This is a genomic window from Kitasatospora sp. cg17-2, from assembly GCF_054031055.1.
On the sequence record NZ_CM132923.1, the window covers coordinates 6,740,187 to 6,765,616 of the forward strand.

The following is a 25,430-nucleotide window of genomic DNA, read 5'->3' on the forward strand; positions in this document are numbered from 1 at the left end:
GCACCCCACCCCCGGGACGCCAAATCCCGCGATCATCAGATCAATTGGGGTGCCAGTACTGGTGCCGGTGCCGCAGGTGTTCCGAGCGAAGCGCTGCCTTCCGGGCAGCCTCAGAGGCCAGCGGATCGGGTGACTCCGGGTCGGTGAGCGGCTCGGTCGACCTCGTGCGCTCCCGCCACCTCGTATTGCATCATCGCGCGCGACTCGGTTCGGGCCGGGTTGGCTTTCCACCGCTGCGGACAAAGCTGGTTCCCCTTGACTTCGCGTAGTGAGTGAGGAGTCAAGTTACGGGATTCAAGTACGCGGTCCAAAGGCTTATTCACGTGGTTGCATAAATTGCTGGTCCGAGCTCCGAAAGTCGTCGGACCACCGAGCGAGCAGGTTTCGCATCTCTTCGCCGAAGAGGGCAAATCCTGCCATGGCCGCGAAGGCGTCCAGGTGCATTGCTACGTCTTTCTGGTCCCTGAGAGCAAGAATGCCACTGGTTGTTTCAACGGTAACAAGCGATGCGTCATACACGGTGAAAGTATCCATCGGTGCCACCGGCATGACTCCCCGCAGGGGAATCACGCCCAACCGGACATTGGGAAGCCGCGACACGGAGACGATTCGATCCAGTTGCATTGCCATGGCCGGCGCTGGGATCAATGGCCACCTCGCGGCCATTTCCGACAGGAGAAACGTGAACGTCTTGCCGGTGTCATACAGGACTTCTTGACGACTCAGCTTCAGCGCGATGAGCTTGCTCTGGTCTCCGTCAAGATGAGCAAGGCTGGCCCTGATATATTCGGGAGTCGAGAGGAGTCCCGTTATCATCGACAGCAGAAAGAACCTGAACTCCGTGGATGTCGACTCCAGGCCGGCAAGCTCCTGCTGCTTGTGATGAAGTCCCTTCCTCCGGAGCGATCGGATGCTCTGCCAGTCGGTATTTGCCAAGCGGGCGAGCTTTTTGACTCTGGCCAATACGTCTGGCGGAGCCTCCAGGGTGCGGAGGATCTGTTCCACGTCCACAAGGCTCGCGGGGCTTTTCCCGTTCTCGATCCTGGAAATCTTGGACTGAGACATGTTGCAGCGCGCAGCGAGCCGGGCTCCTGAGAGCCCGGCTCGCTTCCGCAATTCTTTGAGCGCTGCAGCCAGCTCCTGTTTCGACTGGCCCAGCTGCTCAGGACTGAGCGTCACGACCTGATGTACTCCAAGAACGGCACCGATTCCGCTATGGCCACCCGCTGGTACTCGACAAAGGGTAGGGGGTCACCGCTGAAGAGCTCGCGGCTGATCTGCGTTCCGTCCGTCCTGTAGTTCATGAGAACAATCTTGGACTGGTCGAACATCCAGAAGTCCTGGGCTGCCGGAAGCGGGTTTTCCCTGTCGGTCACGTCAAGGATTCGAATCTCCTCGCCGGCCCTCACGTGGTGCCGGTAGTAGTACTCGAATTCGAAACGAAGATAGTCGGAGAGCGGCCGGGTGACAATGTGAACGCGACCGACACGCTTTCCCTCGGCCGTCCACTGCTCCACCTCGTCCATCCACCCGGACTTGTGGTCCTCGGGCGAGCTTTCTCCAGCCAGAAAGCGTGCCAGCTTCTCCGCTTCCTGCGGCATGGTGTAGGTGGACAGCGTTTCGAGTCGCCACGCCTCTGACTGCATGGAATCGAAGCACTGGTTCCAGGCGTCACCAGCCAAGAGCACGGAATGCCTCCCGCAGCGTTTCCTCGGGGATCTCAACCAGGCCTTCACCCGTCGGAGGGGTGAAGGCGTTGGCCAGGTCGCCCTGGACCAGGAACGATCCCTTCGCCGTGCGGTAGACGTTGGGGCAGTCCTTCTCTCCGCACGTACCGGTCCCACTGCCGTTGCCGGTGTTGGTCAGGCGGGTCAGCTCGGCGCGATCAGACATGTCAAACCTCCTTTTCGTCAGCCAGGTTGACGAACTAACAGACAAGGTAGACGCGTCGGGGGTAGGCCGTCGATGCATGAACGCGACTATGCACGTCATTGACTAAGGATCATGGCCCTGGTGGCAGCCTGCCCAGTCCGCCCGCAAGCAGGTTCGATACCGGCGAGGGCGTGAGAGTGTTCGTCGTTGTGGGGGTATGTGATGTCGATGCAGCCGAGAGAGCACCGTGGGATCCCGGCGGCGACGGTGCGCGTGGCGCGGGCAGCGTTCCCGAAAGGGAGCCTGGCGATCCGGGTCCGGGATGAGCCGGTTGATGCGCTCGCGGCACCCGGTGCGCGACTACGAGACGCTGCCCCGCCGTGCGTCCCGGCTTCCCCCGGACACATACGCGCCGAATACCGAGGTGTCGAGGTCCTTGAGGGACCCCAGCACCAGCGTGGCAATCGCATAGCGCGGATCGCAGCGATCGGCGGCCTCGGGAACGGCGACGACCGTCATCCGGGCCGACACGCCGGCGAGGACGCCGTTGAACGAGTCCTCGATCACGACGCATTCGTCGGGTGACGCGCCGAGGGCGGCGGCTGCGCGGAGATAGGCGCCCGGGTGGGGCTTTCCGTGGTCGTCGTCCTCGGCCGAGAACACGGCATCGAAGGATCGATCCAGGCCGGTGCTCGCGAGCGCGGCCCGAATCACCGACTCCGGCGAGGACGACACGACGGCCATCGCCCTCGATGTTCGCGCGCATGCCGCGACGGCGTGTTCGGCGCCGGGCTTCAGCGCCACTCCCTCCAGCCCACGGCACACGGCGGCCACGATCTGCTGCTCGACCTCGTCGGGGTCGGCTCGAAGGGTGGCCCGATCGAACCAGTAGGCCACCATGTCCCTTTGCCGCAGCCCGCGCGTCGCCGCCTGCATCTCCGGGGTGAGGTGCAGGCCGAGCGGACCGAACACTTCACGCTTTGCCGCGTCCCAGACCGGCTCGGAGTCGATCAGAAGGCCGTCCAGGTCGAACAGGACAGTCGGTTGCATCGGTTGCTCTTTCGTTGGCGATCATGCGAGGACGGGACCGAGCCGCTGCCCCGCCGTGCATGAGCAGATGGTGCCGTGGTCGATGACGATACTCATGAGCCGCCGGCCGGCCCGGCGACGAGCGTGAACCGTCCCGGGGCGGGCTCGTCGGCCCGGCCTCGGTCGGCCGGGCCGACGGGACCAGCGCCTGGTGTCCATTCCGGCGAAGAGGTCAGCGCACTCGCTGGCGAAGGAACAGACCTGCTCCAGGACCTGTCGGTACTCCTGCGGATCCCGCACCGTGTTCGACGTGGCATCGGTCCACTGCTGCCACAGACCACTGGCGGCGAGGTATCGGGATGCCGTCGTTGAGCGACCACCTTCACGGCCTCGGCGGCCCACGCGCGAAATCAGTGGTCGCGCAAGGAGGCATGCGGCATGCTGCCGGGCATGATCGACCGGGAGTACGCCAGGCGCACGGCCCAGGAAGATCTTGAACGCATCGACCCGGGACGGCTGGTGGTCTCCGACGTGGAGGAGCACGAGCTGGTCTGGATCGTCTCCTACCAGACCGCGGAGTACCTCCGAACCAGGGATCCGCGACAGCTTCTCGGTGGGAACGGCCCCTACCTGGTCGACCGCGTCGACGGGGGGCTCCACGCGATCGGTTCGGCCTCGGACGTCAACGGCGGAGCGTGGGAGGGTGACTATCGCTGGCGCATTCGGAAAGAGCTCACGTGCGCGGCCGTCGACGACCTGCACGACGAACTCCGCCGAGCGACGGCAGAGCAGGGGCGGATCGTCGCCATGCGTCTGCTGCGGCAGCGCGTCCCGAGCCTGACCCACGCCCAGGCCGTCGAGTACGTCACGGCTCTGCGGGCCGGTGCCGTACCTGATCACCTCGTCGCCGCTGCGCGCGAGGCACTTGTCCCGCCCGTTCACCCTGCCGACGCTGTCGAGACGATCCGTCCAGGACGGACCCCCTGGAGCGGAGTTCGGACAGTCGGGCCGTAGTCCGGACAACCGTCGGCCATCGGTGCGGCCCGAACCACGGTGTGCACCCGGATCTGCGCGTGGGAGGGCTGCCGTCGGCGCCTGCCGCTCACGGCTCGATCCTCCGGGCGTACACGCCCTCACCGATGGGCCGGAAGTCGTGCCGCTCCCAGGCGAGTCGGAGCTTCTCCATCGCCTCCTCGTCCGGTCGCCGCACCTCCGGATCGTCGGACGCGTAGGAGCACGGCTCGTCCGGCCCGTGGTCGTGGATCGGTGCCGGGTAGCACACGGCCACCGTGCCGGGGACGGCCAGGCGCCGCAGCGCGGTGACGGTCAGGCGCATCCCGACTCCCTTGCCGCGCCACGCATCCGAGACGCGGACGGACTCCAGCAGGAGCAGCAGTACGGGACTCAGCGCGGATACCGCCGGGGCAAGGCTGCCGTCCTCACCGAAGATCACCCGGGGGATGCGGTCGAGGAGGCCGGGGTCGTCCTCCAGGGCGGCACGGGGGTTCGGCGTGACGCCCGGGACGACACGGGTGATCTCGGCGGTGCCGATCTTCTCGTCGGGAACGTAGAACTTCACTGTCCACCGCTCCGCCCGCCCGGTCCACGTCTCGTCGGCGAACTGCCGCATGGCATAAGAGATGTGGAGCCGATCGGGGTCCATGGTCGCTCCTCTGAAGGGGTGGGCCCCGCCCGGTGCGGCGGGGCCCACCCCTGTGTCGGCCGACTGCTTCGGGCCGGGGGCAGGTTGCCTTCCCGTTCCTCCGCAGCTGTGACCAGGGGGCTACGTACGGTATGCAGTCGATCGCAAGGGGCAATGGGGCACCTGCTCGCGTTCCCGCACAATCTCCTGGCCGACCACGGAGAACGGCCGGTCGGATCGTCGGATCCGACCGGCCGTTCCGGCTTTCCTGCCCGCGGATCAGCCCAGGAAGTCGACCCGGTCGATCAGGCCGTTGCGCACGCGGTAGGCGACCAGGACGCGGAGCGGCTCGGGGGACAGGCCGTGGGCGATCTCCTGGTCGACCACCCAGTCGCCCTCGGTGAGGCGGCCCACGATCTCCGCCCGGCACCGGGCCTCGGCGAACTGCCCGGCGTACGTGTCGCGCAGGGCCGGCCTGCCCTGGAGGAGGCTGCCGTCGGTCCGGCGGATCGTGACGTCCTCGGCGTAGGTGGCGACGAAGGCGTCGAGGTCGTGGCTGTTGTAGGCGGCGAGCTGCTGCTCGACCACGTCGCGCGGTTCGGTCATGTGCTTGAACGTTCCTTCTTCGATGGGTGGTTCAGGCCGCGAGGCGGCGGGCGGCGAGTTCGGCGTAGAGCGCGGCTCCGTCGGGGAGGACCGCGTCGTCGAACTCCGCGTGGGGCGAGTGGTTGGACGGCAGGACGTCGGGGTCGCTGCCCTTCGGGGCGGCGCCGAGCCAGGCGAACGAGCCCGGGACGGCTTCGAGCACCCGGGAGAAGTCCTCCGAGCCGGGGATCGGGTTCGGCAGCGTCCGGAAACGCTCCTCGCCGAAGACCTCCCGGACGGTGTCCGCCAGGAAGTCGGTCTCGGAGTCGTCGGTCACGGTCACCGGGTACTCGGGGAGGTACTCGATCTCCGCCCGCAGGCCGTGGGCGGCGGCGATGGACCTGACCAGCTCCACCGAGGCGTCGGCGACCTTGGCCTGCGCCTCGGGGGAGAAGGTGCGCACGGTCGCCTCGAAGCGGGCGGTGTCGGGGATGATGTTGCGCCGGGTGCCGGCCTGGAGGATCCCGACGGTGATCACCACCGGGTCGAAGATGTCGAAGCGGCGGGTCACCATGGTCTGCAGGGCGGTGACGATCTCGCAGGCCGCCGGTACGGGGTCCTTGGCCCGGTGCGGCACCGCGCCGTGGCCGCCCGCGCCGTGCAGGGTGACGTGCAGCGCGGCCGACGCGGCGAGGATCGGCCCGCGCCGGGAGCTGAACTCCTTGTGCGGCATGGTCGACGACACGTGCAGGGCGTACGCGGCGACCGGGCGCTGCCCCGCCGCGTCCAGCACGCCCTCGGCGAGCATGGCCCCGGCGCCGTCCCAACCCTCCTCGCCGGGCTGGAACATGAAGACCACGTCACCGTGCAGCTGCTCCCGCCGCGCGGCCAACAGCTGCGCGGCGCCCGCGAGCATGGTGGTGTGCAGATCGTGGCCGCAGGCGTGCATCGCGCCGTTCTCGGCCGCGAACGGCACCGGGGTCTTCTCCACGACCGGCAGGCCGTCCATGTCACCGCGCAGCAGAACGGCCGGTCCCGGCCGGCCGCCGCGCAGCACCGCGGTGACCGAACTCAGGCCGGTGCCCAGGCTCACCTCCAGCGGCAGCCCGTCCAGGGCCCGCAGCACCCGCTCCTGGGTGCGCGGCAGGTCGAGGCCCACCTCGGGGAAGCGGTGCAGGTCCTGGCGGAGCCGGACCAGATCCGGGGCCAGTGCGAGGGCGTCGTCGTGCAGGGACACAGGTACCTCCATCGGACCCGCGTGCGGCGGGATTTGTGCGGAGCGGTCTCGTTCCGTGATTCTGGGTGCCGCGGCGGGATTCTCCCGCGATTTCGCAGGATCACGCCACGGAGAACCCCTTTCATGAACGAATCGACCGGAAGCCGACGGTGACCGGTACGGAGGTGACGGTCGACGAGCTGGACCTCGCCCTGGTGAACGCGCTGCAGCTGCGCCCCCGGGCGCCCTGGTCGCTGCTCGGCCAGACCCTCGGGATCAGCCCGGTCACCGCGGCCCGCCGCTGGCAGCGGCTCTCGGAGGCCGGGATCGCCTGGGTCACCGCCTACGGACTGCCGCACCCCGAGGACCGCGGCTGCGTCGCCTACCTCGACCTCGACTGCGCCCCCGACCGGACCGGCCGGATCGCCGCCGAACTGGCCGAGGACGCGCACGTGATGAGCATCGAGCACTTCGCCCAGGGCTGCGACCTCGCCGTCACCGCCGCCTTCACCGACCTGGCGGCGGTCTCCCGGTACACCGCCGAACGGCTCGGCCGGATCCCCGGGGTCGAGGCCGTCCGGGTCCACCTGGCCACCGGCTTCTACGCCGAGGGGATCCGCTGGCGCCTGGACTCGCTGGACCAGGCCCAGCGCGTGGAACTGCACGACGACCACCTGGCGGGCCACCCGAAGCCGTTCGCCGCGCGGGCCGAAGTCCGCGAAGAAGACCGGGAGTTGCTCATCCGACTGGGCGTCGACGGCCGCCTCGACCAGGCCGGGCTGGCCGCCGCCACCGGGCTGAGCCCGTCCACGCTGCGCCGCCGCCTCGACCGGCTGGCGAGCTCCGACGCGATCCGCTTCCGCTGCGAGATCGCCGCCCGCGACGCAGGCCGGCCGGTCCTGGCGACCTTCCGGGCCGACCTTCCCCCGGACCGGCTCGACGAGGTCGGCCCCCAGCTCGCCAGACTCCCCGAAGTCCGACTGTGCGTGTCCGTCACGGGCACGTACAACCTCGTCCTCTCCGTCTGGCAGCGCTCCCTCGCCGACGTCCAGCGGCTGGAGGCCGCGCTCACCCGCAGGTTCCCGGACCTGCGGGTGGCCGAGCGCCGGGTGGCGCTGCGCACGGTGAAACGGATGGGCCGGATCCTCGGCGCGGACGGACGCGCCGTCCGCGCCGTCCCGATGGACATCTGGCGGGACCCGGTCCCGGCTCCCTGACGGCCGCTCGGGTCCTCGGGTCCTCGGGTGCTCGGGTCCTTGGGTCCGGCCGGCCGGGTGCGAACGGTCCGGGTGCGAACGGCCCGGGTGCGACCGGGCCGTTCGGCGACTCGCCCCGTGGGGTGTGCACAAGGGCACGAGCGTGCAACGCGTGCAACACGTCAGGGAGCCGCTCCCCTTTCGGGCCGCATTTCCGGCTGCTGGAGTGAGGACATCCCTCCCGAGGAAGGCGGAAAGCCATGCCCGTCCAGGAATTCCCCTACGCGTTGCCCACCTTCGGAAACACCCTGTTCCCGTCCTCGGTGAGTCCGCACGCCGACGCGGTCGAGCGCCATGCCCGCACGTGGCTGGAGTCCTACCGGCTTCTGACGGAGCCCCGTGTCCTCGAACGCTTCCACAAGACCCGTCTCGGGGATTCCCTGGGGTTCTGCTTTCCCGAGGCCGGTCCGGAGATGCTCACCTGTGCCGGTGAACTCCTCGGCTGGATCACCGTCTTCGACGACACCTTCGCCTATGTCACCGCCTCCGCCGACATGGCCCGTGCCGTCCCTGAACTCATCGGCGTGATCGAAGGGGCGCCAGCAAGGAAGCAGACCGGCTTCGCGGCGGCACTGGGCGCCTCTCTGGCGAAGATCCGGCGGACGCTCGACCCCGTCCACGCCGACCGCATCGTGAATGCCCTCCGCGTCGATCTTCTGGCGCAGTACTGGGAAATGCGCGCCGACCGGGACGTCGTGTCCCTGGACGAATACCTGGCTGTCCGGCCCCGTACCGTGTACGCGACCGTCCTGGAATCCTTCGCCGAACCGGCGGGGAACTGGCACCTCACGGACAGGGCGCGGCGCCTGCCGGACGTGCACCGGGTCATCACCGCCGCGGTCAATCTCCTGGGAATGTGCAACGACATCGTCTCCTACCCGTGGGAGATCGCCATGGGAGAAGCCGAGCTGTGCGGTCTCATTCCCCTTCTCATGCACGACCGCGGGTACGGCATGGCGGACGCTTTCGTCGAAGCGTCGGGTCTGTGCGACCAGGCAGCCAGGGACGCTCACGACGCGCTCACCCGTATCGAGAGCGGCGACGATCCCGAACTGCACCGGTTCGCCCGCACCATGCGGCTGCTGATCGGCGGGATCAACGCCTGCGAGAACTCGGCCACCGAACGCTTCGCACTGTGACCAGGCACCGCAGAACGACGGAGAGTACTCATGCGCCCGCGTACGGGGCCGCCGACCGGATTTCCGCCCTCGGCCTTCTCGTGGACCGCGCGCTGAGCAATCCCGAAGGAGCCAATACCGGCCCGTCGTGCTACGAGACGTCGTTCGTCGCCCGGCTTCCCAGAACGCCCGACTACGTCGGCATCGTCGACGCGGCGATGAAACACCTCCTCGAGGGCCAGCGCCCGGACGGCAGTTGGGGCCCCGGCCTCGCCCCGCCGCCGTACCGGCTCGTTCCGACCCTGGCCGCCACCGTCGCGACCGCCGCGACCGCCGCCACCGTCGCGACCGCCGCCACCGTCGCGACCGTCGCGACCGCCGCCACCGTCGCGACCGGCTCGACGCAGGACCAGGACGCACGGCACGTCACCGCTGCGCGCAACGGACTCGCATGGCTCTCCGCCCACGCCGAGGACTTCCCGCCCGAACGCCTCCCCGACACCGGCGGCCTGGAAATCATCGTGGCCGCGCTCCTCGAAGACCTGGACGCCCTCACCGCGGGCCAGGACGCGGCCCTGCGCCACGGTGTCGACCGGCTGGCCCAGTTGCACGCGCCCGCCCGCCGCCGGTTGGAGCTCCTGCGCGGTGCCGTGCGCTCCGGACGGCCGCTTCCTCCCTACGCCGATCATTTTCTTGAAGTGCTGCTCCCCCCGGCCGACACCCCGCTCGCCGGGGCACGCTGGGGAGCCCTGCTCGAACAGGGCGCGGTCGCCTGCTCCCCGGCCGCCACCGCGACCGTCCTTCGTGCCCACGGCAGACCCGTCCCCGCAGCCACCGCGTATTTGCTGCGCAACGCGCGGGACCTGGGCGGCGCCCAGCCCGGATTCTGTCCCATTCCGGCCTTCGAACTGGCCTGGATCACGCGCGACGTGCTCAGGACGGGAGCGGTGCTTCCCGGCGCAGTGGCCGACCGCATGCGCCGCGCCCTGCGGATGTGCGTGACACCCGACGGCGTCGCCATCGGACCGGGAGCACCGGCCGACGGCGACACCACCGCCACCACATTGGCAGCCCTTCGCCTGCTCGGCGAGGACATCGACACGACACCCCTCGACCGGTTCGAGGACGTCCACGCGTTCGCCACGTTCTACGTCGGCGAGAGCGGGCCGTCCGTCACCACCAACGCGCACGCCCTGGAGGCGCTGACCGGTCCCACCTCCACGACACACACCCGGCGCCGGCGTCACAAAGTCACCGACTACCTCCTGGACAGCCAGGAGACCGGAGGGCTCTGGACGGACCGCTGGCACGCCTCCCCGTTCTACGCGACCGCCTGCGCGATGACCGCGCTGTCCCTGTGTGCCCCCAGGAGACCCACGCCCCGGATCGAGGCGTCCATCGACGCCGTGCTGTGCGCACAGCGACCGGACGGCAGCTGGGGCATCTGGGGCCCCACCCTGGACGAGACCGCGTACGCCGCCGGTGCCCTGATCGCCACGGCCGTCGACCACCGCCGCAACGACCGGCGTCAGGCCGTCGTACGAGCCGCCGCCTTCCTCGCCGACGCCCTCCGCGCCCCCGCGGACGATGCGGTGAACACGCCGCTGTGGCACGGCAAGGAGCTGTACCGGCCGACACAGGTCGTACGGGCGCTGTCGGTGGCCGTGACCGAGCGTGCCGCTCGTACGAGCTGACGAAGCCCGCCCTCCCCATGACCTCCGACAAGGACCGCATCATGGCCCCGCTCCCTCCCCGCCCCGCACCGTCTCCCGTACTGGAGCCGCACCGCCTGAAGGAACCCGTCGAACGGATACTGACCGACTTCCTGGCGACGAAGGCGGAGACGACGACAGTGGGTGGCCGTCTGCCGAACCTGGCGTTGCCGCTGCAGGAGTTCCTGGCCGCCGGGGGCAAACGCATCCGCCCCGTCTTCGCCATGATCGGCTGGCACGCGGCCGGCGGCGTCGGCTCCGTCGACACGGCCCGTCATCTGGCGGCTTCACTGGAACTGTTCCACGTGTGCGCCCTCATCCACGACGACCTGATGGACCGTTCCGACACCCGCCGCGGCCGGCCCACCGTCCACCGCGCCCAGGCCGGCACGTACGACCGGCGCCCGTCCGGCTCCCCGCCCGGCTCCCCGGGCGAAGACCCGGCAGTGGCCGCCGACCGCTTCGGCGAGGGCGCCGCCATCCTGATCGGGGACCTGGCCCTCGTCTGGTCCGACGAACTCCTCCACGCGGGGCGGCCGACCCCCGGGCAACTGGCCCGGGTCCTGCCGTTACTGGACGAGATGCGCACCGAGGTCACCCTGGGCCAGTACCTCGACCTCGCCCACACCGGCTGCGCCCGTCCGGAGGTCGAAACCGCGCTCACGGTGCTCCGCTACAAGACGGCGAAGTACACCGTCGAGCGCCCCCTGCAGCTGGGAGCCGCTCTCGCCGGCGCGGAACCGCCCCTGCTCGATGCGCTGTCCGCGTACGCGGTTCCCCTGGGGGAGGCCTTCCAGCTCCGTGACGACCTCCTCGGGGTCTTCGGCGATCCGGACCTGACCGGGAAGCCGGTCCTGGACGACCTGCGCGGAGGGAAGGCCACCGTCCTTGTCGCCCTCGCCCTCCAACGCGCCACCCACGCCCAGGCCGACCGGCTCCGCTTCTTCCTCGGGTGCCGCACGCTGACCGAGGACCAGGCCGACGCGGCACGTCGGATCATCGAAGCCACCGGCGCCCACCACGCCGTCGACCGCATGATCACCGACCGCTACGAGGAAGCCCTCGCCGCCCTGGAGAGCCCGTTCATCGACCCCGCCGTCACCGACGCCCTGCGCCTGCTCGCCGACCAGTCGGCCCGGAGGCGCACCTGACCCGGTGGCCGCCGTCCCCGCGGCAGGGCCAGGAGCCCCGGCTCGCAGTGGGTGCACCGGCCCGAGAGGTACGGCTCGTGGAAGAGCCTCTGCACCCGGGCTGCGGACCCGGGCGATCGACGGTACCTGGGGGCGGTCTTCACCGCCCTGCTCGCGCACCGGAACGCGGCCGGGGCCCGTCAAGAACGCGGCCGGGGCCGTCAAGAGCGGCCCCGGCCGGGCATCTAGCTCTGGCCTTGGTCCATCATGCTCGAACGACCGTTGGCCCCGGCCGGCTTGTTGAAGCCCTCGGGTGCGTCGATGACGAGGCCCGGGCCCTCCTCGATCGGCGCAGCGTCGACACCGTCCGGGCCCTCGGCCTCCGAACCCGTGCTCGTCCCGACGGAACTCCGGGACCGGCCCTCCTGGTACTCGCCTTCCGGGTCCAACTGCCCGTCGATGTGGACCACCGGGTCGATTTCGGGCCCGACCACCATGAACGCCTCCTTGCCTGCCGAAAATCGCCCGGACCGGACGACGGCAACAGCCTCACAGCCACAGGAGTGCAACGCAGCCCACGGCCCTCGTAGTCACCTGTTCGGCCGAGAGGCCCGCCCCGGGTGAGGTAAGGCAGTCGCGACAGGCATGCCGACCGATGCTGACCGGTTCGAGCTACCGCCGCACCGGGACCGCCGGGCTCGCCATCTGCCGACCGGAGGGGCTCAGCAGACGGCGGGCACCGCGACCGTGGCGGTGACCGGCGCCCGGCCCGCCCTGGTGACGGTGAAGGCGGCGGTGATGCCGGTGCCGCACGGGACGGTGCTCGCGACCGGGCCGACCGTGATCCCGCCGGCCGGCACCACCGCGCCGAGGTCCTCGCGCTCCAGGCCCGGGCCGCCGGTGGTGCCGAGTTCCAGCCGGAACGAGGCGTACTGCGCGGGCCCTCCGGCCGAGGTCGCGAAGCCGGTGGCGGACGCGAGGCGGCCGCTGATGGTCAGGCAGACCTGGGCCCCGACGCCGTAGCCGCAGGTGGTCGTACCCGTGGGCGTGGCGGCGGCCTCGGTGGCCCCGGCCATGCCGAGCCCGGACAGTGCGGCACCGGCCGCGAGGACGGCGACGAAACGCTTCATCAGAGTTCTCTCCTTCGAAGGCGGGAGGAGCCGAAGCCCTCCTGTGTCATGTCACGCTGCACATGGCACATGCTGGCACGGGCCCGGGCCGCCGCCCCCGATCGGGCCGAACTCCCGTCAGGAGTACCGGAATCGGCCCCTCGATGGCGGATTCCGAGCTCTCGGGCCGCCGAGAGCACCTCGGCGGCCCCCACATTCCGGGGAGAGAAACGACTCCGTCCCGTCCTCCCGGGCGCTGGCCGGCGTCAGAGCAGGGCGATCGTGCCGTGGCCGCTGGAGGACCGGACGACGGCGGCGCTGCCGTCGTGGTCGTCGCCGAGGCCCCGGTAGGTCGCGGTGTAGCCGGTCAGCAGATCGGCGACCAGGCCCAGGACGCCCGGGGACGCGTCGCAGGACGCGTTGCCGTTGCCGTCCGCCTGCGCGGCGCACAGGACGGTGCCGTCGGCGGCGGTGAAGGTGACGTCCGCCCAGGGGCCGATACCGGCGCCGGTGTCGACGTGGGCGTGCAGGCCGGTCAGCCCCAGGGGGAGGAGACGCAGGTGCGCGGGGCCGGCGGTGGTGGTGCTCTTCTGGTCGACGAGGACCTGGTCGGGATAGTTGCAGGTCAGCAGCTTGGTGTCCCACCACAGGCCGGCGGGGCACTCGAATTGGTAGGCGACTCCGTTCGAGCACTCCCAGGACTTGGTCGGATCGTTCGGGTCGCCGTAGTACTGGTTGGGACCGGGGCAGGGGCGGGAGAGGCCGGTGTACTCGTTGCTGGCGGCGGTGGCCGGCGTGGCGAGCGCACACACCAGGGCGAGGGCCGGGACGGCCAGGGACAGCAGTGTCTTCTTCACTCCGCCGATCCTAGGAACGGTGCGGGCACGGCATGAGCCGAACAAGCGAACTGCTGGGCTCCGGAGACCGTCAGCGGTCGAGCAGGGCCTCGCGCACGGCGCGCTCCACCAGGGGAGCGGCGTTGGCGTGCTCCCTCGCGTTGGGGTGCAGGAGGGTGGCGCGCTTGCCGATGGCGGGGCAGTCGAACGGCAGGCCCCCGGGCACCGTGGCTGGCCAGAACGGCTCGGCGTCGCCGCAGATGCCCTCGATCCACTGGGCGTCCTCGGGCGCGCACACGTCGTGACCCACGCTGGAGGTGTAGCGGTCGACGTACCGGTCGCCGCGCTTCGCCGCCTCGGTCCGGACGATCGTGTTCATCGCCTTCAGTGCGTCCTCGCGCAGCCAGTCGATGTCGGTGGGGGTGATCGGGCCGAGCTGCGTCGGGCCGCCGCGGCAGGCGCTGCCCCGTTCCGGCAGGATCGCCGGGTAGCCGACCGTGACCACCCTGGCGTGCGGTGCGGCGCGGTGGATCGCGCCGAGCATCCGGCCGTACTCCTCGCGGATCCGGGCGAGTTTCGCGGCGAGGCCCTCCACGCCCTCCGGCGGATCCGTGAAGTACGCCGCGCAGGAGAGGTGGGCGAGGGTGAGCTCCAGGCATTCGCCGAAGGGCAGGGCGATCGCGCCGACGCCGACGGTGACGACGTCGGTCCGGTCGCCGAGCCGGGCCCGCCGGAGCTGCGGATCCACCTCGGGCCAGCCGGCGGGGTCCCCGCCGGGTGGCCGCACCTGGCTGGTGGGCCGCTGCCGCTCGCGGGTGATGTTGCCGATGGCGGCGTTGTCGCAGCTGACGTCCGTCAGGTGCACGGGCCTGCCCGGCGGGTGGGCGGCAAGTGCCCGCCCGACGAGGTCGGGGTAGGCGTTGGCGGTCCGGTCGCACCCGTCCCGTGCGGCGCTGCCCAGCGCGGGCCGGGGGTCCCCGATGAAGAGGCCGGCGGTGTAGGAGTCGCCCAGCACGGCCCACTCGTAGCGGCCGCCGTTGCCCTCGGCCGCGACCGGGGGCAGCAGTACGGACAGCGCCAGCACGGTCGGCGCCAGCAAGGTCAGCGCCAGCAGCGGCACTCGCGTGCGCGGACGGGTCGCGGGGAGTCGCACGGTTCCTCCGGGGACGGGACGACGCACAGTCGATGCACGAACGATCCGCGCACCGCAGTACCCATCACCCCACAGCCGGGCCGCTCCCGCCGATCGGGGCGACCGATCGGAGTCATTCGTGATCCCCCGGCCGAAGGCACTCGGACGGGGGATCACAGTGGGTGCCAGCGGGCCGTCAGGCGGCCGTGACCGCCAGGTCGGAGAGACCGGGGGCGTCGACGGCCTGGGTGACATTGCCCCAGCCGGACCAGGTGCCTCGGTCGTAGTCGCCGGTGGCGTTGTACATCCCGCGGCCGCTGAGGGTGTACAGGTGGAGCTTGTTGCCGACGGCGGCGACGGCGAGACGGTCGACCCAGCCGAGCGGTCCGACCTGGCCGGTGGCGGCGGTGAGGTCGCCCCAGCCGACCCAGGAGCCGGCGGCGTAGTCGCCGGTGGCCTGGTACAGGCGGTCGTTGGCCTCGGCGACGATGTGCAGCTTGCTGCCGATCGCGGCGGCCGAGAGCTCGCCGATCGCCACGGCGGAGGGCAGGCCCAGCAGGGCGGTCGGCTCGCCGACGCGCCAGGTGCCCCGGTCGTAGTCGCCGTCCGCGACGTAGACGCCGTCGTCGAGGCCGAGGCTCACGACGTGCAGGGAGTTCCCGGTGACGGCGGCCGCGATCCGGGTGCCGGCGGGCAGGCCGGTGGCCGAGCTGACGTCGCCCCAGCCGGACCAGGCGCCGGTGTTCCAGTCGCCGGTGGCCTGGTGGACCTTGCCGTCGACCAGGGCGAGGACGTGCAGTTTGCGGCCTATGGCGGCGACGGCGATCTGCTGGGGGGTGCCGGGCAGCGGACCGGCCGCACCGGCCGAGGTGATCTCGCCCCACGGGAACCAGCGGCTGTCCGTCATCCGCCGGTCGGCGATGAAGACCCGGCTGCCGGCGGCGACCACGTTGTGGACCGTGCCGTCGGTCGTGGCGCCGATCGCGGTCGAGCTGACGGTCTTGTCGCTGAAGGGCTGGCCGGCGGCGCCCAGCGCGGAGAACCGGGCCCACACTCCCAGGCCGTAGTGGGCGCCGCTGTTCAGCAGCGAGTTGTCGTCGAAGGCCAGTACCTGCACCCGCTCACCGGGCTTGAGCACGGAGGTCCGGGGGTCGAGGGAGGTCCGGAGCTGGGCCGCCGGTCCGGCGACGGCCGGGACCGACAGGCCGAGCAGGGCGGTGGTGGCCACGACCGTCAGCCCCAGGGCGTGACGAAGGCGCATGCGGAATCTCTCCTCCGGTGAAGTGGCGCCGGGTACGGCGGGTGCCGCTCCGACGTGGACGGTCGGGTTCCCGACCGCCGTCGCCCTCGATCCGCCGAAGTCCCGGACGCGCCCGGTCGGCGTCGGCGCGTTCCAGGGTCGGCACCGGCCAGGTCGACACGGTCCTGGCCGACACGGTCCTGGCCGACACGTTCCGGTGGGAAGCGATCACGTCCGACCCGGGAACGCGCCTGGTTCGGTGCTCACAAAGTCTTGACCAAGAGTTTACTCGGTGCTCCGCGCGGCGGAACGGCCGGTCGGGGTCCTCGGTGCTTCGCGCGGTCGTCCTGCCGCCGCCTCAGGACGACCGGCGGGCCCGCTTGAGCTCCTCGTGGACGGCCCAGGCGTCGGCGACCGGTCCCAGGTGGGCGAGCTTGTCGGGGTTGGTGACGGAGCGAACGGTCCCGATCCGGCCGTCCAGCACGTCGAGGACGAGGACGGTGAGCACCCGGCCCTCGCCGTCGCGGAACACGGCGCCGGGCCGGCCGTTGACCTCCTGCGGCTCGAAGGTCACGTCGATCCGGGCCATCAGCGGGACGATCGCGGCGAGCAGCCTCGCGACGTTCGCGGCGCCGGCGACGGCCCGGGCGAGCTGCGGGGTCCTGCCGCCGCTGTCGCCGACCATCGTCACCTCGGCCGCCAGCAGTTCCTGCAGCCCGGCCATGTCGCCCTCGCGCAGGGCGTCGAAGAAGCGCGCCGCGAGCTCGTCCCGCTCCCTGCGCTCGGCCTCGAAGCGCGGCCGCCCCTCCCGCATGTGCTGACGGGCCCGCACCACCAGCTGCCGGCAGGCCGCCTCGGAGCGGCCCACCGACTCGGCGACCTCGTCGAAGCCGAAGCCGAACACCTCGCGCAGCACGAACACGGCGCGCTCCAGCGGGCTGAGCCGCTCCAGCAGCAGGAGTGCCGCCATCGACACCGAGTCGGCCAGCTCGGCGGCCCGGGCCGGGTCGGCGTAGGGGTCGGTGAGCAGCGGCTCGGGGAACCACGGGCCCACGTACGCCTCGCGCCGGACCCGGGCGAGCCGGAGCACGTCGATGGAGATCCGGGTGACCGTGGTGGACAGGAAGGCCTTCGTCGAATCGGGCCGGGTGGGCGAGGCGTCGAAGCGCAGCCAGGCCTCCTGCACGGCGTCCTCGGCCTCGCCCACGCTGCCGAGGATCCGGTAGGCGATCGAGAACAGCAGCGGCCGCAGCTCCTCGAACTCCTCGACCTTGCTCACGCCGGTTTCCTCTCCCTCGGACGGACAGCTCTCGAAATGATCATGACGGGTGGCCCGCCGCCGCGGTCCGCCGTCCCCTGCTCGGCGGACCGGGGACGGCGGACCCGCGGCGGTCAGTGGAACTGCCCGGCCACGTAGTCGCCGGCCGGCTGCTGGGTGATGATGTTCGCCCGGTTGGCGAGGTTCATGAACGAGATCAGCATCACCAGGGCCGCCAACTGCTCCTCGTCGTAGTGCTCGGCGGCCTTCGCCCAGACCTCGTCGGGGACGCCGCCGGCCCCGTCCGCGACCCGGGTGCCCTCCTCGGCGAGGGCCAGTGCCGCCCGCTCGGCCTCGCTGTAGACCTTGGCCTCCCGCCAGGCCGCGACCAGGTTCAGCCGCACGGCCGTCTCCCCGGCCGCCGCCGCGTCCTTGGTGTGCATGTCGATGCAGAAGGCGCAGCCGTTGATCTGGCTCACCCGCAGGGCCACCAGCTCCTGGGTGGCGGCGGGCAGCGGCATGGCCTTGATCTCCTTGCCCAGCCCCATCAGGACCTTGATGGCCCTGGCGCCGGTCGGGTTGGCGAAGAAGTTCAGTCGCGCGTCCATGGTGGGTGCTCCTCGGTGGTGGTCGGTGGTGCCTCGGTGGTGGTCGGTGCCTCACCCCTCAGGACGGAACAGCCCGGCGCCCTGTGACACGCCCCGGTGTGACGCCCGCCACTCGCCGGGTTCCCTTCCGTTTTGCAAAACCTTTGCGAAGTCCGTTGACAGGTATAGACCTTGGCGTGAAGAGTCGTCGCCGCCCGCTACGGGCGCACCCTGCGGACTCCCTGCGCCGTCCACCGTTCCCACGATCGTGCGGCCCACCGCACTAGGGGTGATCTCGACCATGCGTCACCGACTCTCCACCCGCTTGACCTTCGGCGCCGCCACCGCGGCCGTCCTGGCGCTGCTGGCCCCGCTCGCCCCGGCGGCCGCGGCCGCGGACCTCGACGGGGCGGGCGATTCCGCGCGCCACGGCGGGGCCGCCTACAAGCGGGTCGGGTACTTCATCCAGTGGGGCATCTACGCCCGCAACTTCCACGTCAAGGACCTGGAGACCAGCGGCACCGCCGGCAAGCTGAGCCACATCAACTACGCCTTCGGCAACGTCGGTTCGGCCGGCACCTGCCAGATCGGCGGCCCGGGCTCCGACGGCTGGGCCGACTACGTCCGCCCGGTCGGCGCGGAGGAGGCGGTGAACGGCGTCGCCGACACCGACGGGCAGGCCCTGGCGGGCAACTTCAACCAGCTGCGTGAGCTCAAGGCGAAGCACCCCGAGCTCAAGGTCATGATCTCGCTGGGCGGTTGGAGCGGTTCGGCGTACTTCTCGGACGCCGTCCGCACCGAGGCCGGCCGCAAGGCGCTGGTCTCCTCCTGCATCGACCTCTACCTCAAGGGCAACCTGCCCAAGGACGGCGCCCGGGGCGGCGCGGGCGCGGCGGCCGGGATCTTCGACGGCATCGACCTCGACTGGGAGTGGCCGGGCTCCGAGGGCAACCCCGGCAACGGGATCCGCCCGGAGGACAAGCAGAACTTCACCAAGCTGGTCCACGAGTTCCGCACCCAGGTGGACGCCTACGGCCGGACGCTGAAGGGCCGCAAGCACTTCGAGCTGAGCGCCTACGTGCCCACCGCCCCCGCCAAGATCGACGCGGGCTTCGAGGTCTCGAAGATCATCCGGGACTTCGACTTCGTCAACCTCCAGGGCTACGACTTCCACGTCTCCGGCGAGAAGACCACCGCCCAGCAGTCGGCGCTGTACGCGCGCAACGACTTCAGCCTGGACGGGACCGTCGACGCCTGGCTGCGCCGCGGCGCCCCGGCCCGCAAGCTGGTCACCGGCCTGCCCTTCTACGGCCAGGGCTGGACGGGCGTCACGGGCGGCGGCAACGGCCTCGGCCAGCCCGCCGCCGGGCCCGCCCCGGCCACCTGGACGGCCGGCACCGAGGACTACAAGGCGCTGAAGAAGCTCGCCGACTCCGGCGCCTACAAGCTGTACCGGGGGCAGCGCAACGGCCACGCGTGGCTGTTCGACGGCACCACCCTGTGGACGTACGACGACGCCACCGTGCTGCGCACCAAGGCCGAGTACGTGCGCCGCGAGGGCCTCGGCGGGGCCATGATCTGGTCGCTGGACGGGGACACCCCGAACGGTGAGCTGATCACCGCGATCGACAAGGGCCTGAGCCGCCGGTAGCCGTACCCCCGGCACACGGACGCGGGCCCGTCCCCGGGAGGGACGGGCCCGCGTCGTGGTGCGTGGCGACCCGGTGGGTCAGGCGTTGATGCAGGTGTTGCCGAACGCCGGGCTCAGCGCGCTGATGACGCCGATCGAGTTGCCGCAGACGTTGATCGGGATGTGGACCGGGATCTGGATCTGGTTGCCGGAAAGCACGCCCGGGGAACCGAAGGCCAGACCGTTGGCGGCGGCGTCGGCGGAGGCGGTGCCGGCGCCGGCGAGCAGGGCGGCCACGGCGAGGACGCCGGCGGCGAGGGCGGTGCGAGTACGCATGTCTCTCCTTGGTGGGTGAGTCAGCAGATCAGAGCACCAATCACACCGGTGGAGGGCCGCGATCCCCCCGGATTGGTCGGAACGCGGGCGTGTCCCGGTGTCGGCCGATCGGGTACCGGCGTCGGCCCTGCCCGGCGTCCCGGCACCGGCCCTGCCCGTCGTCCCGGCGCGCGCCGGCAGCGGCCGCCCGGCGTCCGCGGTCAGCCGGGCGGGAGCTCCTGCTCGGCCCAGATGGTCTTGCCCCGGCGGGTGTAGCGGCTGCCCCAGCGGGTGGTGAGCTGGGCGACCAGGTAGAGCCCCCGGCCGCCCTCGTCGGTGAGGCGGGCGCGGCGCATCCGGGGCTGGGTGGCGCTGGGGTCGGACACCTCGCAGGTGAGCCGCTCGGCCCGGATCAGCCGGACGCCGACCGGGCCGCCCGCGTACCGGATGGCATTGGTGACCAGCTCGCTGAGCACCAGTTCGGTGGTGAACTCCAGCTCCTCCAGTCCCCATTGCCGCAGCTGCGCGGTCGCGGCCTCGCGGACCCGGGCGACCCCCGACGGGTCCGCGTCCAGGGTCCAGCCGGCGGTGTCCGCCGGCGGCACTTCGCGGGTGCGGGCCAGCAGCAGGGTGACGTCGTCGGTGAGGCGGTGGGCCGGCAGGTCGGCGACCAGGTCCCGGCCGAGCTGCCGCAACGAGGCCCCGGCCGGGGTGACGGCGCCCTCCGGCGGGTTGGCCGCGGCGGCCAGCCGGTGCGACAGCGCGTCCATGCCCTCCTCCAGGTCGTCCGCGTACCCCAGCAGCAGCCCGTCGGTGTAGAGCGCGAGCAGGCTGCCGGGCTCCAGCTCGACCTCGGTCACCTCGAACGGCAGGCCGGTCACGCCGAGCGGGGGTCCGGGCCGGAGGGGCACGTAGGTCACCCGGCCGTCCGGCGCCGCGACGGCGGGCGGCGGATGCCCGGCGGAGGCCATCGCGCAGCGCCGCGACACCGGGTCGTACACCGCGTAGACGCAGGTGGCGCCGAACGGCACGGTCTGCTGCTCGTCCGCGCCGTCCCCGGTCCCGTCCAGCCACAGGCCGTGGCCGACCGGGGGCCGGGAGGCCGCGCCGGGGCTGTCCATGGTGCCGGTCCCGCCGTCGAGCCCGTCCCCGTCCCCGTCCTGGTACGTCTCCCCGTCCTCGTCCTCGTCCGGCCGTTCCGCCTCCACCATCAGCTGGGCCACCAGGTCGTCCAGGTGGACGAGCAGTTCGTCCGGCTCCAGGTCGAGGTCGGCCAGCGTCCGTACCGCCGTGCGCAGCCGCCCCATGGTGGCGCTGGCGGCGAGGCCGTGCCCGACCACGTCGCCCGCGACCAGCGCCACCCGGGCGGAGGACAGCGGGATCACGTCGAACCAGTCGCCGCCGATCCCGCTCGCCGTGTCGGTGGGCAGGTAGACGCTGGCGGTGGAGACGGCCGAGGTCTCGGCCTGCGAGGGCGGCAGCAGGCTGCGCTGGAGGCCGACGGCGGCCCGGTGCTCGCGGGCGTAGCGGCGGGCGTTGTCCAGGGCGAGCGCCGCCCGGTCGGCGATCTCGCGCAGCAGCTCCAGATCGGCCGGCAGGTACGGCGGCCGGTTGGGCGCGCGGTGGACGGCCACCCGGCCGAGCAGCCTGCCGCCGGCCCGGAGCGGGACGGCCATCGAGGCCGGGAAGTCGGTGTGCACGCTCTGCTCGTCGGGGTGCGCGTGGACGGCCGCCCCGACCGGGGGTGGTGGCGGCGGGGCGACCGGGCCGCCCGGGCCCGCGGCCGGTGCGCCGGGCGGGGCCGACACCGCGACGGCGGCGCGGCGCAGCAGCACCCGCCCGTCCCGTCCGGGGGTGGGCTCGCCGCCGGTGAACACGGCCTCGGCGACGTCCACCACCGCGAGGTCGGCCAGGCCCGGCGGCGGCGCGGCGCCGGGGTCGGTGGTGCCGGTGCCGGTGCCGGCGCCGGTGACGGTCCGGCCGGCCGGCGGGTCCGTCCGGGCGGCGGCGGGCGGCGCGAGGACGGCGGCCAGCTCCTCCGCCGTCCCGCCGACCGACAGCGAGCCGCCGACGGCGGCCGTGGCCCGGTGCAGCAGGGCGAGCCGTTCGCCCGAGCGGTGGAGCTCGGTGACGTCGGTGAACAGGGCGGTGACCCCGATCACCTGCCCGTCCGGGGCCTGCAGCCGGAAGGCCGAGATGGCCATCACCGCGCCGCCGGACGGGTCCTCGATGGTGCGGACGATCTCCTCCGCGCCGATCAGCGGGCGGCCGGTGCGCAGCACGTCGTGCAGTCCGCGTTCGACGGCCGCCGCGTCCTGCGGCTGGAGGAAGTCGCCGAGGCGGCGGCCGCGCAGGTCCGGGGGGAGGCCGCTGTAGGGGAGCAGATGGGTGTTGGTGCGGACGAGGCGCAGCCGTTCGTCGAAGACGGCCAGGCCGACCCGGTCCTGGAGGAAGAGTTCGCTGGTGAACGCCTGGTCCTGGCGCCAGCGGGCGATCTGCGGGGTGGGGGCGGCGAGCACGAAGTAGCGCGCCGTGCCCGGGCCGTCCGGGGTCGCGGGGGCCGCCGGGGCGTCCAGCGGGAGGACCTGGAAGGAGAGCGGGAGCAGCTCGCCCCGGCCGGAGCGGAACACCGCCTCGCCGGACCAGCCCTCGGCCCGCTGCCGCTCGGTGAGCTCGGACATCGCCGGCCACCCCGAGGGGTCGGCGAGCAGCTCGTGCACCGGCCGGCCGTGGACCCGCCGGGTGTCGAGGCCGAACAGCCGGGCCGCCTCCGGGGTCCAGCGGACGACCAGGCCGTCCGCGTCCAGCAGTGCTCCGACGGCGTTGTCGACGAAGGGGGATCGGCCACGCTGCAGGGCGTCCGCCGTGCTCATCCGGTCGGCTCCTCTCCGTCGGCGGGATCACGGCCGCGATCTCTCCATCATCCTCCGGCCCGCCGAGCCCGCCAGTCCCCGCCGGCCGCCCCGTCGCACAGGAGGCGGCGCACGGGGGGTTCTCGGGCGCCCGCTCTTATTGTAATCTCCGTCAATAAGCGGGGCGGGCCCACGCCGCGGTGGCGAGTCCCCGCAGGCCACGCACCTGACGGAGGCAGCCATGGCTCACTCGGCGGAACGCACCCCCACCCTCACCCCCGGCGGCCACGGACGGACCCACACCGCCGCCGACGACGACGTGTCCAAGCGGCTGCTCGACTCCGCCGCGACCCTCTCCTACGACCCGGCCACCGAGATCGACTGGGACGCCCCGCTGGAGCCCGGGCACTACGGGCTCAACCCGGAGTGGAGCACCCTCTACGGCACCGCGCTCTGGTCGGAGATGACCGAGGAGCAGCGGGTCGTGCTCACCCGCCACGAGGTCGGCTCGATCATGACCACCGGCATCTGGTTCGAGATGATCCTTCAGCAGATGGTGCTGCGCGACCAGTACCTCAAGGACCCGGCCAGCGCCGAGTTCCGCTTCGCGCTCACCGAGATCGCCGACGAGTGCCGCCACTCGATCATGTTCGCCCGGGCCTGCGAGAAGATGGGCGTCCCCCAGTACAAGCCCAACCAGGTGGTCGCCCAGGCCGGGCGCGCCTACAAGGCCCTCGCCCGCGGCGAACTCGCCTACGGCGGCATCCTGGTCGCCGAAGAGGTGCTGGACGTCATGCAGCGCGACTGGATGCGCGGCGAGAACGTCCTCGACATCGTCCGCGGGACGTCCCGGATCCATGTGGTCGAGGAGTCCCGGCACATGAAGTTCGCCCGCCAGGAGATCCGTGAACGGCTGCGCGGGGCGGGCACGCTGCGTCGCCGCAACGCCGCCTTCGGCATCGCCGCCGGCGCGTACGTCATCGTCACCAGCATGGTTCACCCGTCCGTGTACAAGGCGGCCGGACTGGACGTCGCCCGGGCCCTTGCCGAGGTCCGCGCCAGCGAGCACCGCCGCGCCATGATGCGCACCAGCAGCCGCCACCTGATGGCCTTCCTCGCCGAGAACGGCCTGCTCACCGGGCCGTCGACGAAGCTCTACCGCCGCATCCACATGCTCTGAGCGCCGCGCCCGTCCCCCCAGGTCCAGCCCCACGCCGAACCCCACCCAGCGAGGAACCCCGCCCCCGCCATGGCCTACGCGATCACCCGGTCCTGCTGCAACGACGCCTCCTGCGTGTCCGTCTGCCCGGTCAACTGCATCCACCCCACCCCCGACGAACCCGACTTCGGCCGCACCGACCTGCTCTACATCGACCCGGCCGCCTGCATCGACTGCGGCGCCTGCGCCGACGCCTGCCCCGTCGACGCGATCTTCCCGGTCGACCGGCTCCAGGGCCCCGACGCCGTCTACGGCGACCTCAACCGCGACTGGTACCGCGACCACCCCACCGACCACGCCTGGGGCGCACCCGCCTTCCCGCGCAGCCTGCCCGCCGGACTCGACCTCGGGACCGGCCCGCTGCGGGTCGCCGTCGTCGGCACCGGACCCTCCGCGAGCTACACCGCGCAGGCCCTGCTGCGCACCACCGACGCCGAGGTCACCATGATCGACCGGCTGCCCGTGGCCGGCGGACTGCTCCGGCACGGGGTCGCCCCCGACCACCAGTCGACCAAGCGGATCGCCGAGAGCTTCGCCTCCGTCTTCCACGACCCCCGGCTGCGGGTCCACCTCAACGTCGAGGTCGGCACCGACCTCGACCACGCCGAACTCGCCGCCCACCACCACGCGGTGGTGTACGCGGTCGGGGCCGCCGCCGACCGGCGGCTCGACGTGCCCGGCGAGGACCTCCCCGGCAGCCTGCCCGCGACCACCTTCGTCCGCTGGTACAACGCCGAACCCACCGTGCCCGCCGACGCGGTGGCCCTCGGCGCGGGCACCGGCCCCGGCGCCGAACGGGCCGTGGTGATCGGGAACGGCAACGTCGCGCTCGACATCGCCCGGATCCTGCTCACCGACCCCGACCGGCTCGCCGCCACCGACATCGCCGACCACGCCCTCGCCGCCCTGCGCCGCAGCCCGCTCCGCGAGGTCGTCCTGACCGCCCGTCGCGGGCCCGAGCACGCCGCCTGGACCACCCCCGAGTTCCTCGCCCTCACCCGGCTCCCGGGCGTCGAGGTCGTCGTGGACGACCGGCCCGAGGTCCGCGCGGCCCTGGCCGCCGCGCCCGAGGGCTCCGCCGCGGCCCTGCTGGCCGGCCTCCCGCTGGAACGCCCGGACGGCGCCGCCCCGCCCCGGCCGGGCCGCCGGATCGTGCTGCGCTTCCACGCCGCGCCCCTCGAACTCCTGGGCGGCGCACGGGTCGAGGCCGTCCGCCTGACCGGCGACGAGCAGCCCCTGCCCGCCGCCCTGGTGGTCCGCTCCATCGGCCACCGCGGCGTCCCGCTCCCCGGACTGCCCTTCGACGAGGCCACCGCGAGCGTCCCGCACCGGGGCGGCCGCGTCCTCGACCCGGCGACCGGCCGCCCGCTGCCCGGCACCTACCTCGTCGGCTGGGCCAAACGCGGACCCTCCGGAGGCATCGGCGCCAACCGCGCCTGCGCCGAGGAAACCGTGCACGCCCTCCTGGACGACGCCGTGGCCGGCACCCTGCCCCACCCGACCGGCGACCGCAGGACCTTCGACCGCCTGGTCCGCACCCGCCGCCCCGACGCCCTCGGCCTGCGCCACCTCCGCGCCATCGACCGCGCCGAACGCGCCCACGGCGAAGCCACCGGCCGCCCCCGCGTCAAACTCCCCACCGTCCCGGCCCTCCTGGCGGCGGCCCGACGATGACGGGGCGGTCGCGTGCTG

24 protein-coding genes are annotated in these 25,430 nt (G+C 72.1%); 8 read left to right on the forward strand and 16 right to left on the reverse strand.

What is annotated here, in order from left to right; genetic code table 11:
* Nucleotides 1-315: 315 nt before the first annotated feature.
* The 4 genes from ACW14Y_RS28405 to ACW14Y_RS28420 form a co-directional block, all read right to left on the reverse strand.
* Nucleotides 316-1,179 carry a helix-turn-helix domain-containing protein gene (locus ACW14Y_RS28405; protein WP_456983770.1) on the reverse strand — a complete coding sequence of 288 codons (864 nt, stop codon included), beginning with the start codon at nucleotides 1,177-1,179 and terminating at the stop codon, nucleotides 316-318.
* Nucleotides 1,176-1,688: a DUF6879 family protein gene (locus ACW14Y_RS28410; protein WP_380395063.1), complete on the reverse strand. Its 513-nt coding sequence runs from the start codon at nucleotides 1,686-1,688 to the stop codon at nucleotides 1,176-1,178. Before ACW14Y_RS28410 ends, ACW14Y_RS28405 begins: the two co-directional genes overlap by 4 nt.
* On the reverse strand, nucleotides 1,672-1,893 hold the full coding sequence (locus tag ACW14Y_RS28415; protein WP_266313292.1) for a hypothetical protein: 222 nt from the start codon (nucleotides 1,891-1,893) through the stop codon (nucleotides 1,672-1,674). Before ACW14Y_RS28415 ends, ACW14Y_RS28410 begins: the two co-directional genes overlap by 17 nt.
* Nucleotides 1,894-2,232: 339 nt before the next feature.
* Nucleotides 2,233-2,922, reverse strand: coding sequence for an HAD family hydrolase (locus tag ACW14Y_RS28420; RefSeq protein WP_456983772.1), 690 nt, complete (start codon nucleotides 2,920-2,922; stop codon nucleotides 2,233-2,235).
* Between the two features lie 417 nt (nucleotides 2,923-3,339).
* Between ACW14Y_RS28420 and ACW14Y_RS28425 the strand changes: the two genes are divergently transcribed.
* Nucleotides 3,340-3,915, forward strand: a complete 576-nt coding sequence (locus tag ACW14Y_RS28425; protein WP_456983774.1) for a YrhB domain-containing protein — start codon at nucleotides 3,340-3,342, stop codon at nucleotides 3,913-3,915.
* A gap of 88 nt (nucleotides 3,916-4,003) precedes the next feature.
* Here the strand turns inward: ACW14Y_RS28425 and ACW14Y_RS28430 are convergent, their stop codons facing one another.
* The 3 genes from ACW14Y_RS28430 to ACW14Y_RS28440 all read right to left on the reverse strand — a co-directional run bounded on the left by ACW14Y_RS28430 (nucleotide 4,004) and on the right by ACW14Y_RS28440 (nucleotide 6,365).
* Nucleotides 4,004-4,564 (reverse strand): hypothetical protein, encoded by a 561-nt coding sequence (locus ACW14Y_RS28430; protein WP_456983775.1) that lies wholly within the window; start codon nucleotides 4,562-4,564, stop codon nucleotides 4,004-4,006.
* Between the two features lie 258 nt (nucleotides 4,565-4,822).
* On the reverse strand, nucleotides 4,823-5,149 hold the full coding sequence (locus ACW14Y_RS28435) for a nuclear transport factor 2 family protein (RefSeq protein WP_456983777.1): 327 nt from the start codon (nucleotides 5,147-5,149) through the stop codon (nucleotides 4,823-4,825).
* Nucleotides 5,150-5,180: 31 nt separating this feature from the next.
* Nucleotides 5,181-6,365: a M20 metallopeptidase family protein gene (locus ACW14Y_RS28440; protein WP_456983779.1), complete on the reverse strand. Its 1,185-nt coding sequence runs from the start codon at nucleotides 6,363-6,365 to the stop codon at nucleotides 5,181-5,183.
* A 149-nt stretch (nucleotides 6,366-6,514) separates the two neighbouring features.
* On the opposite strand from ACW14Y_RS28440, the gene ACW14Y_RS28445 reads away from it, so the two are divergent.
* From ACW14Y_RS28445 to ACW14Y_RS28460, 4 genes are all read left to right on the forward strand, one after another.
* Nucleotides 6,515-7,561, forward strand: coding sequence for an Lrp/AsnC family transcriptional regulator (locus tag ACW14Y_RS28445; RefSeq protein WP_456983780.1), 1,047 nt, complete (start codon nucleotides 6,515-6,517; stop codon nucleotides 7,559-7,561).
* Nucleotides 7,562-7,800: 239 nt separating this feature from the next.
* A complete protein-coding gene (locus ACW14Y_RS28450) occupies nucleotides 7,801-8,739 on the forward strand; it encodes a terpene synthase family protein (RefSeq protein ID WP_456983781.1) in 939 nt (312 codons plus the stop codon).
* A 197-nt stretch (nucleotides 8,740-8,936) separates the two neighbouring features.
* Complete coding sequence (locus tag ACW14Y_RS28455; RefSeq protein ID WP_456983782.1) at nucleotides 8,937-10,412, forward strand: prenyltransferase/squalene oxidase repeat-containing protein; 1,476 nt, start codon at nucleotides 8,937-8,939, stop codon at nucleotides 10,410-10,412.
* 41 nt (nucleotides 10,413-10,453) lie between these two features.
* On the forward strand, nucleotides 10,454-11,581 hold the full coding sequence (locus ACW14Y_RS28460; protein ID WP_456983784.1) for a polyprenyl synthetase family protein: 1,128 nt from the start codon (nucleotides 10,454-10,456) through the stop codon (nucleotides 11,579-11,581).
* A gap of 224 nt (nucleotides 11,582-11,805) precedes the next feature.
* On the opposite strand, the gene ACW14Y_RS28465 is transcribed toward ACW14Y_RS28460, so the two are convergent.
* The 7 genes from ACW14Y_RS28465 to ACW14Y_RS28495 all read right to left on the reverse strand — a co-directional run bounded on the left by ACW14Y_RS28465 (nucleotide 11,806) and on the right by ACW14Y_RS28495 (nucleotide 17,743).
* A complete protein-coding gene (locus tag ACW14Y_RS28465) occupies nucleotides 11,806-12,057 on the reverse strand; it encodes a hypothetical protein (RefSeq protein WP_456983786.1) in 252 nt (83 codons plus the stop codon).
* Nucleotides 12,058-12,282: 225 nt separating this feature from the next.
* Nucleotides 12,283-12,690, reverse strand: coding sequence for a hypothetical protein (locus ACW14Y_RS28470; RefSeq protein ID WP_456983788.1), 408 nt, complete (start codon nucleotides 12,688-12,690; stop codon nucleotides 12,283-12,285).
* Nucleotides 12,691-12,935: 245 nt separating this feature from the next.
* The gene (locus ACW14Y_RS28475; protein WP_456983789.1) at nucleotides 12,936-13,526 is read right to left on the reverse strand and encodes a chitin binding peritrophin-A domain-containing protein; all 591 of its coding nucleotides are present in this window, start codon (nucleotides 13,524-13,526) and stop codon (nucleotides 12,936-12,938) included.
* Nucleotides 13,527-13,596: 70 nt separating this feature from the next.
* Nucleotides 13,597-14,658: an SGNH/GDSL hydrolase family protein gene (locus ACW14Y_RS28480; RefSeq protein ID WP_456983791.1), complete on the reverse strand. Its 1,062-nt coding sequence runs from the start codon at nucleotides 14,656-14,658 to the stop codon at nucleotides 13,597-13,599.
* 175 nt (nucleotides 14,659-14,833) lie between these two features.
* Entirely contained in the window at nucleotides 14,834-15,898 is a 1,065-nt protein-coding gene (locus ACW14Y_RS28485) for a hypothetical protein (RefSeq protein ID WP_456983793.1), read from the reverse strand.
* Between the two features lie 337 nt (nucleotides 15,899-16,235).
* Complete coding sequence (locus ACW14Y_RS28490) at nucleotides 16,236-17,156, reverse strand: RNA polymerase sigma-70 factor (protein WP_380312376.1); 921 nt, start codon at nucleotides 17,154-17,156, stop codon at nucleotides 16,236-16,238.
* Nucleotides 17,157-17,269: 113 nt separating this feature from the next.
* A complete protein-coding gene (locus ACW14Y_RS28495; protein WP_456983795.1) occupies nucleotides 17,270-17,743 on the reverse strand; it encodes a carboxymuconolactone decarboxylase family protein in 474 nt (157 codons plus the stop codon).
* Between the two features lie 280 nt (nucleotides 17,744-18,023).
* On the opposite strand from ACW14Y_RS28495, the gene ACW14Y_RS28500 reads away from it, so the two are divergent.
* Nucleotides 18,024-19,373, forward strand: a complete 1,350-nt coding sequence (locus tag ACW14Y_RS28500) for a glycoside hydrolase family 18 protein (RefSeq protein WP_380312372.1) — start codon at nucleotides 18,024-18,026, stop codon at nucleotides 19,371-19,373.
* Nucleotides 19,374-19,451: 78 nt separating this feature from the next.
* Here ACW14Y_RS28500 and ACW14Y_RS28505 read toward each other — a convergent pair whose 3' ends face one another.
* Both ACW14Y_RS28505 and ACW14Y_RS28510 read right to left on the reverse strand, forming a co-directional pair.
* On the reverse strand, nucleotides 19,452-19,688 hold the full coding sequence (locus ACW14Y_RS28505) for a chaplin (RefSeq protein ID WP_030395042.1): 237 nt from the start codon (nucleotides 19,686-19,688) through the stop codon (nucleotides 19,452-19,454).
* Between the two features lie 200 nt (nucleotides 19,689-19,888).
* The gene (locus ACW14Y_RS28510) at nucleotides 19,889-22,540 is read right to left on the reverse strand and encodes a SpoIIE family protein phosphatase (protein ID WP_456983798.1); all 2,652 of its coding nucleotides are present in this window, start codon (nucleotides 22,538-22,540) and stop codon (nucleotides 19,889-19,891) included.
* A 220-nt stretch (nucleotides 22,541-22,760) separates the two neighbouring features.
* Between ACW14Y_RS28510 and ACW14Y_RS28515 the strand changes: the two genes are divergently transcribed.
* On the forward strand, nucleotides 22,761-23,699 hold the full coding sequence (locus ACW14Y_RS28515) for an AurF N-oxygenase family protein (RefSeq protein WP_380390083.1): 939 nt from the start codon (nucleotides 22,761-22,763) through the stop codon (nucleotides 23,697-23,699).
* A 69-nt stretch (nucleotides 23,700-23,768) separates the two neighbouring features.
* Nucleotides 23,769-25,412: a 4Fe-4S binding protein gene (locus ACW14Y_RS28520; RefSeq protein ID WP_380390081.1), complete on the forward strand. Its 1,644-nt coding sequence runs from the start codon at nucleotides 23,769-23,771 to the stop codon at nucleotides 25,410-25,412.
* Nucleotides 25,413-25,430: the final 18 nt, after the last annotated feature.

Coding starts and splice junctions, on each gene's coding strand:
- ACW14Y_RS28470 (WP_456983788.1), bottom strand. CDS start 12,690: ATGAAGCGTTTCGTCGCCGTCCTCGCGGCCGGTGCCGCACTGTCCGGG.
- ACW14Y_RS28420 (WP_456983772.1), bottom strand. CDS start 2,922: ATGCAACCGACTGTCCTGTTCGACCTGGACGGCCTTCTGATCGACTCC.
- ACW14Y_RS28510 (WP_456983798.1), bottom strand. CDS start 22,540: ATGAGCACGGCGGACGCCCTGCAGCGTGGCCGATCCCCCTTCGTCGAC.
- ACW14Y_RS28415 (WP_266313292.1), bottom strand. CDS start 1,893: ATGTCTGATCGCGCCGAGCTGACCCGCCTGACCAACACCGGCAACGGC.
- ACW14Y_RS28485 (WP_456983793.1), bottom strand. CDS start 15,898: ATGCGCCTTCGTCACGCCCTGGGGCTGACGGTCGTGGCCACCACCGCC.
- ACW14Y_RS28500 (WP_380312372.1), top strand. CDS start 18,024: ATGCGTCACCGACTCTCCACCCGCTTGACCTTCGGCGCCGCCACCGCG.
- ACW14Y_RS28505 (WP_030395042.1), bottom strand. CDS start 19,688: ATGCGTACTCGCACCGCCCTCGCCGCCGGCGTCCTCGCCGTGGCCGCC.
- ACW14Y_RS28520 (WP_380390081.1), top strand. CDS start 23,769: ATGGCCTACGCGATCACCCGGTCCTGCTGCAACGACGCCTCCTGCGTG.
- ACW14Y_RS28455 (WP_456983782.1), top strand. CDS start 8,937: ATGAAACACCTCCTCGAGGGCCAGCGCCCGGACGGCAGTTGGGGCCCC.
- ACW14Y_RS28460 (WP_456983784.1), top strand. CDS start 10,454: ATGGCCCCGCTCCCTCCCCGCCCCGCACCGTCTCCCGTACTGGAGCCG.
- ACW14Y_RS28425 (WP_456983774.1), top strand. CDS start 3,340: ATGCTGCCGGGCATGATCGACCGGGAGTACGCCAGGCGCACGGCCCAG.
- ACW14Y_RS28430 (WP_456983775.1), bottom strand. CDS start 4,564: ATGGACCCCGATCGGCTCCACATCTCTTATGCCATGCGGCAGTTCGCC.
- ACW14Y_RS28515 (WP_380390083.1), top strand. CDS start 22,761: ATGGCTCACTCGGCGGAACGCACCCCCACCCTCACCCCCGGCGGCCAC.
- ACW14Y_RS28450 (WP_456983781.1), top strand. CDS start 7,801: ATGCCCGTCCAGGAATTCCCCTACGCGTTGCCCACCTTCGGAAACACC.
- ACW14Y_RS28465 (WP_456983786.1), bottom strand. CDS start 12,057: ATGGTGGTCGGGCCCGAAATCGACCCGGTGGTCCACATCGACGGGCAG.
- ACW14Y_RS28495 (WP_456983795.1), bottom strand. CDS start 17,743: ATGGACGCGCGACTGAACTTCTTCGCCAACCCGACCGGCGCCAGGGCC.
- ACW14Y_RS28435 (WP_456983777.1), bottom strand. CDS start 5,149: ATGACCGAACCGCGCGACGTGGTCGAGCAGCAGCTCGCCGCCTACAAC.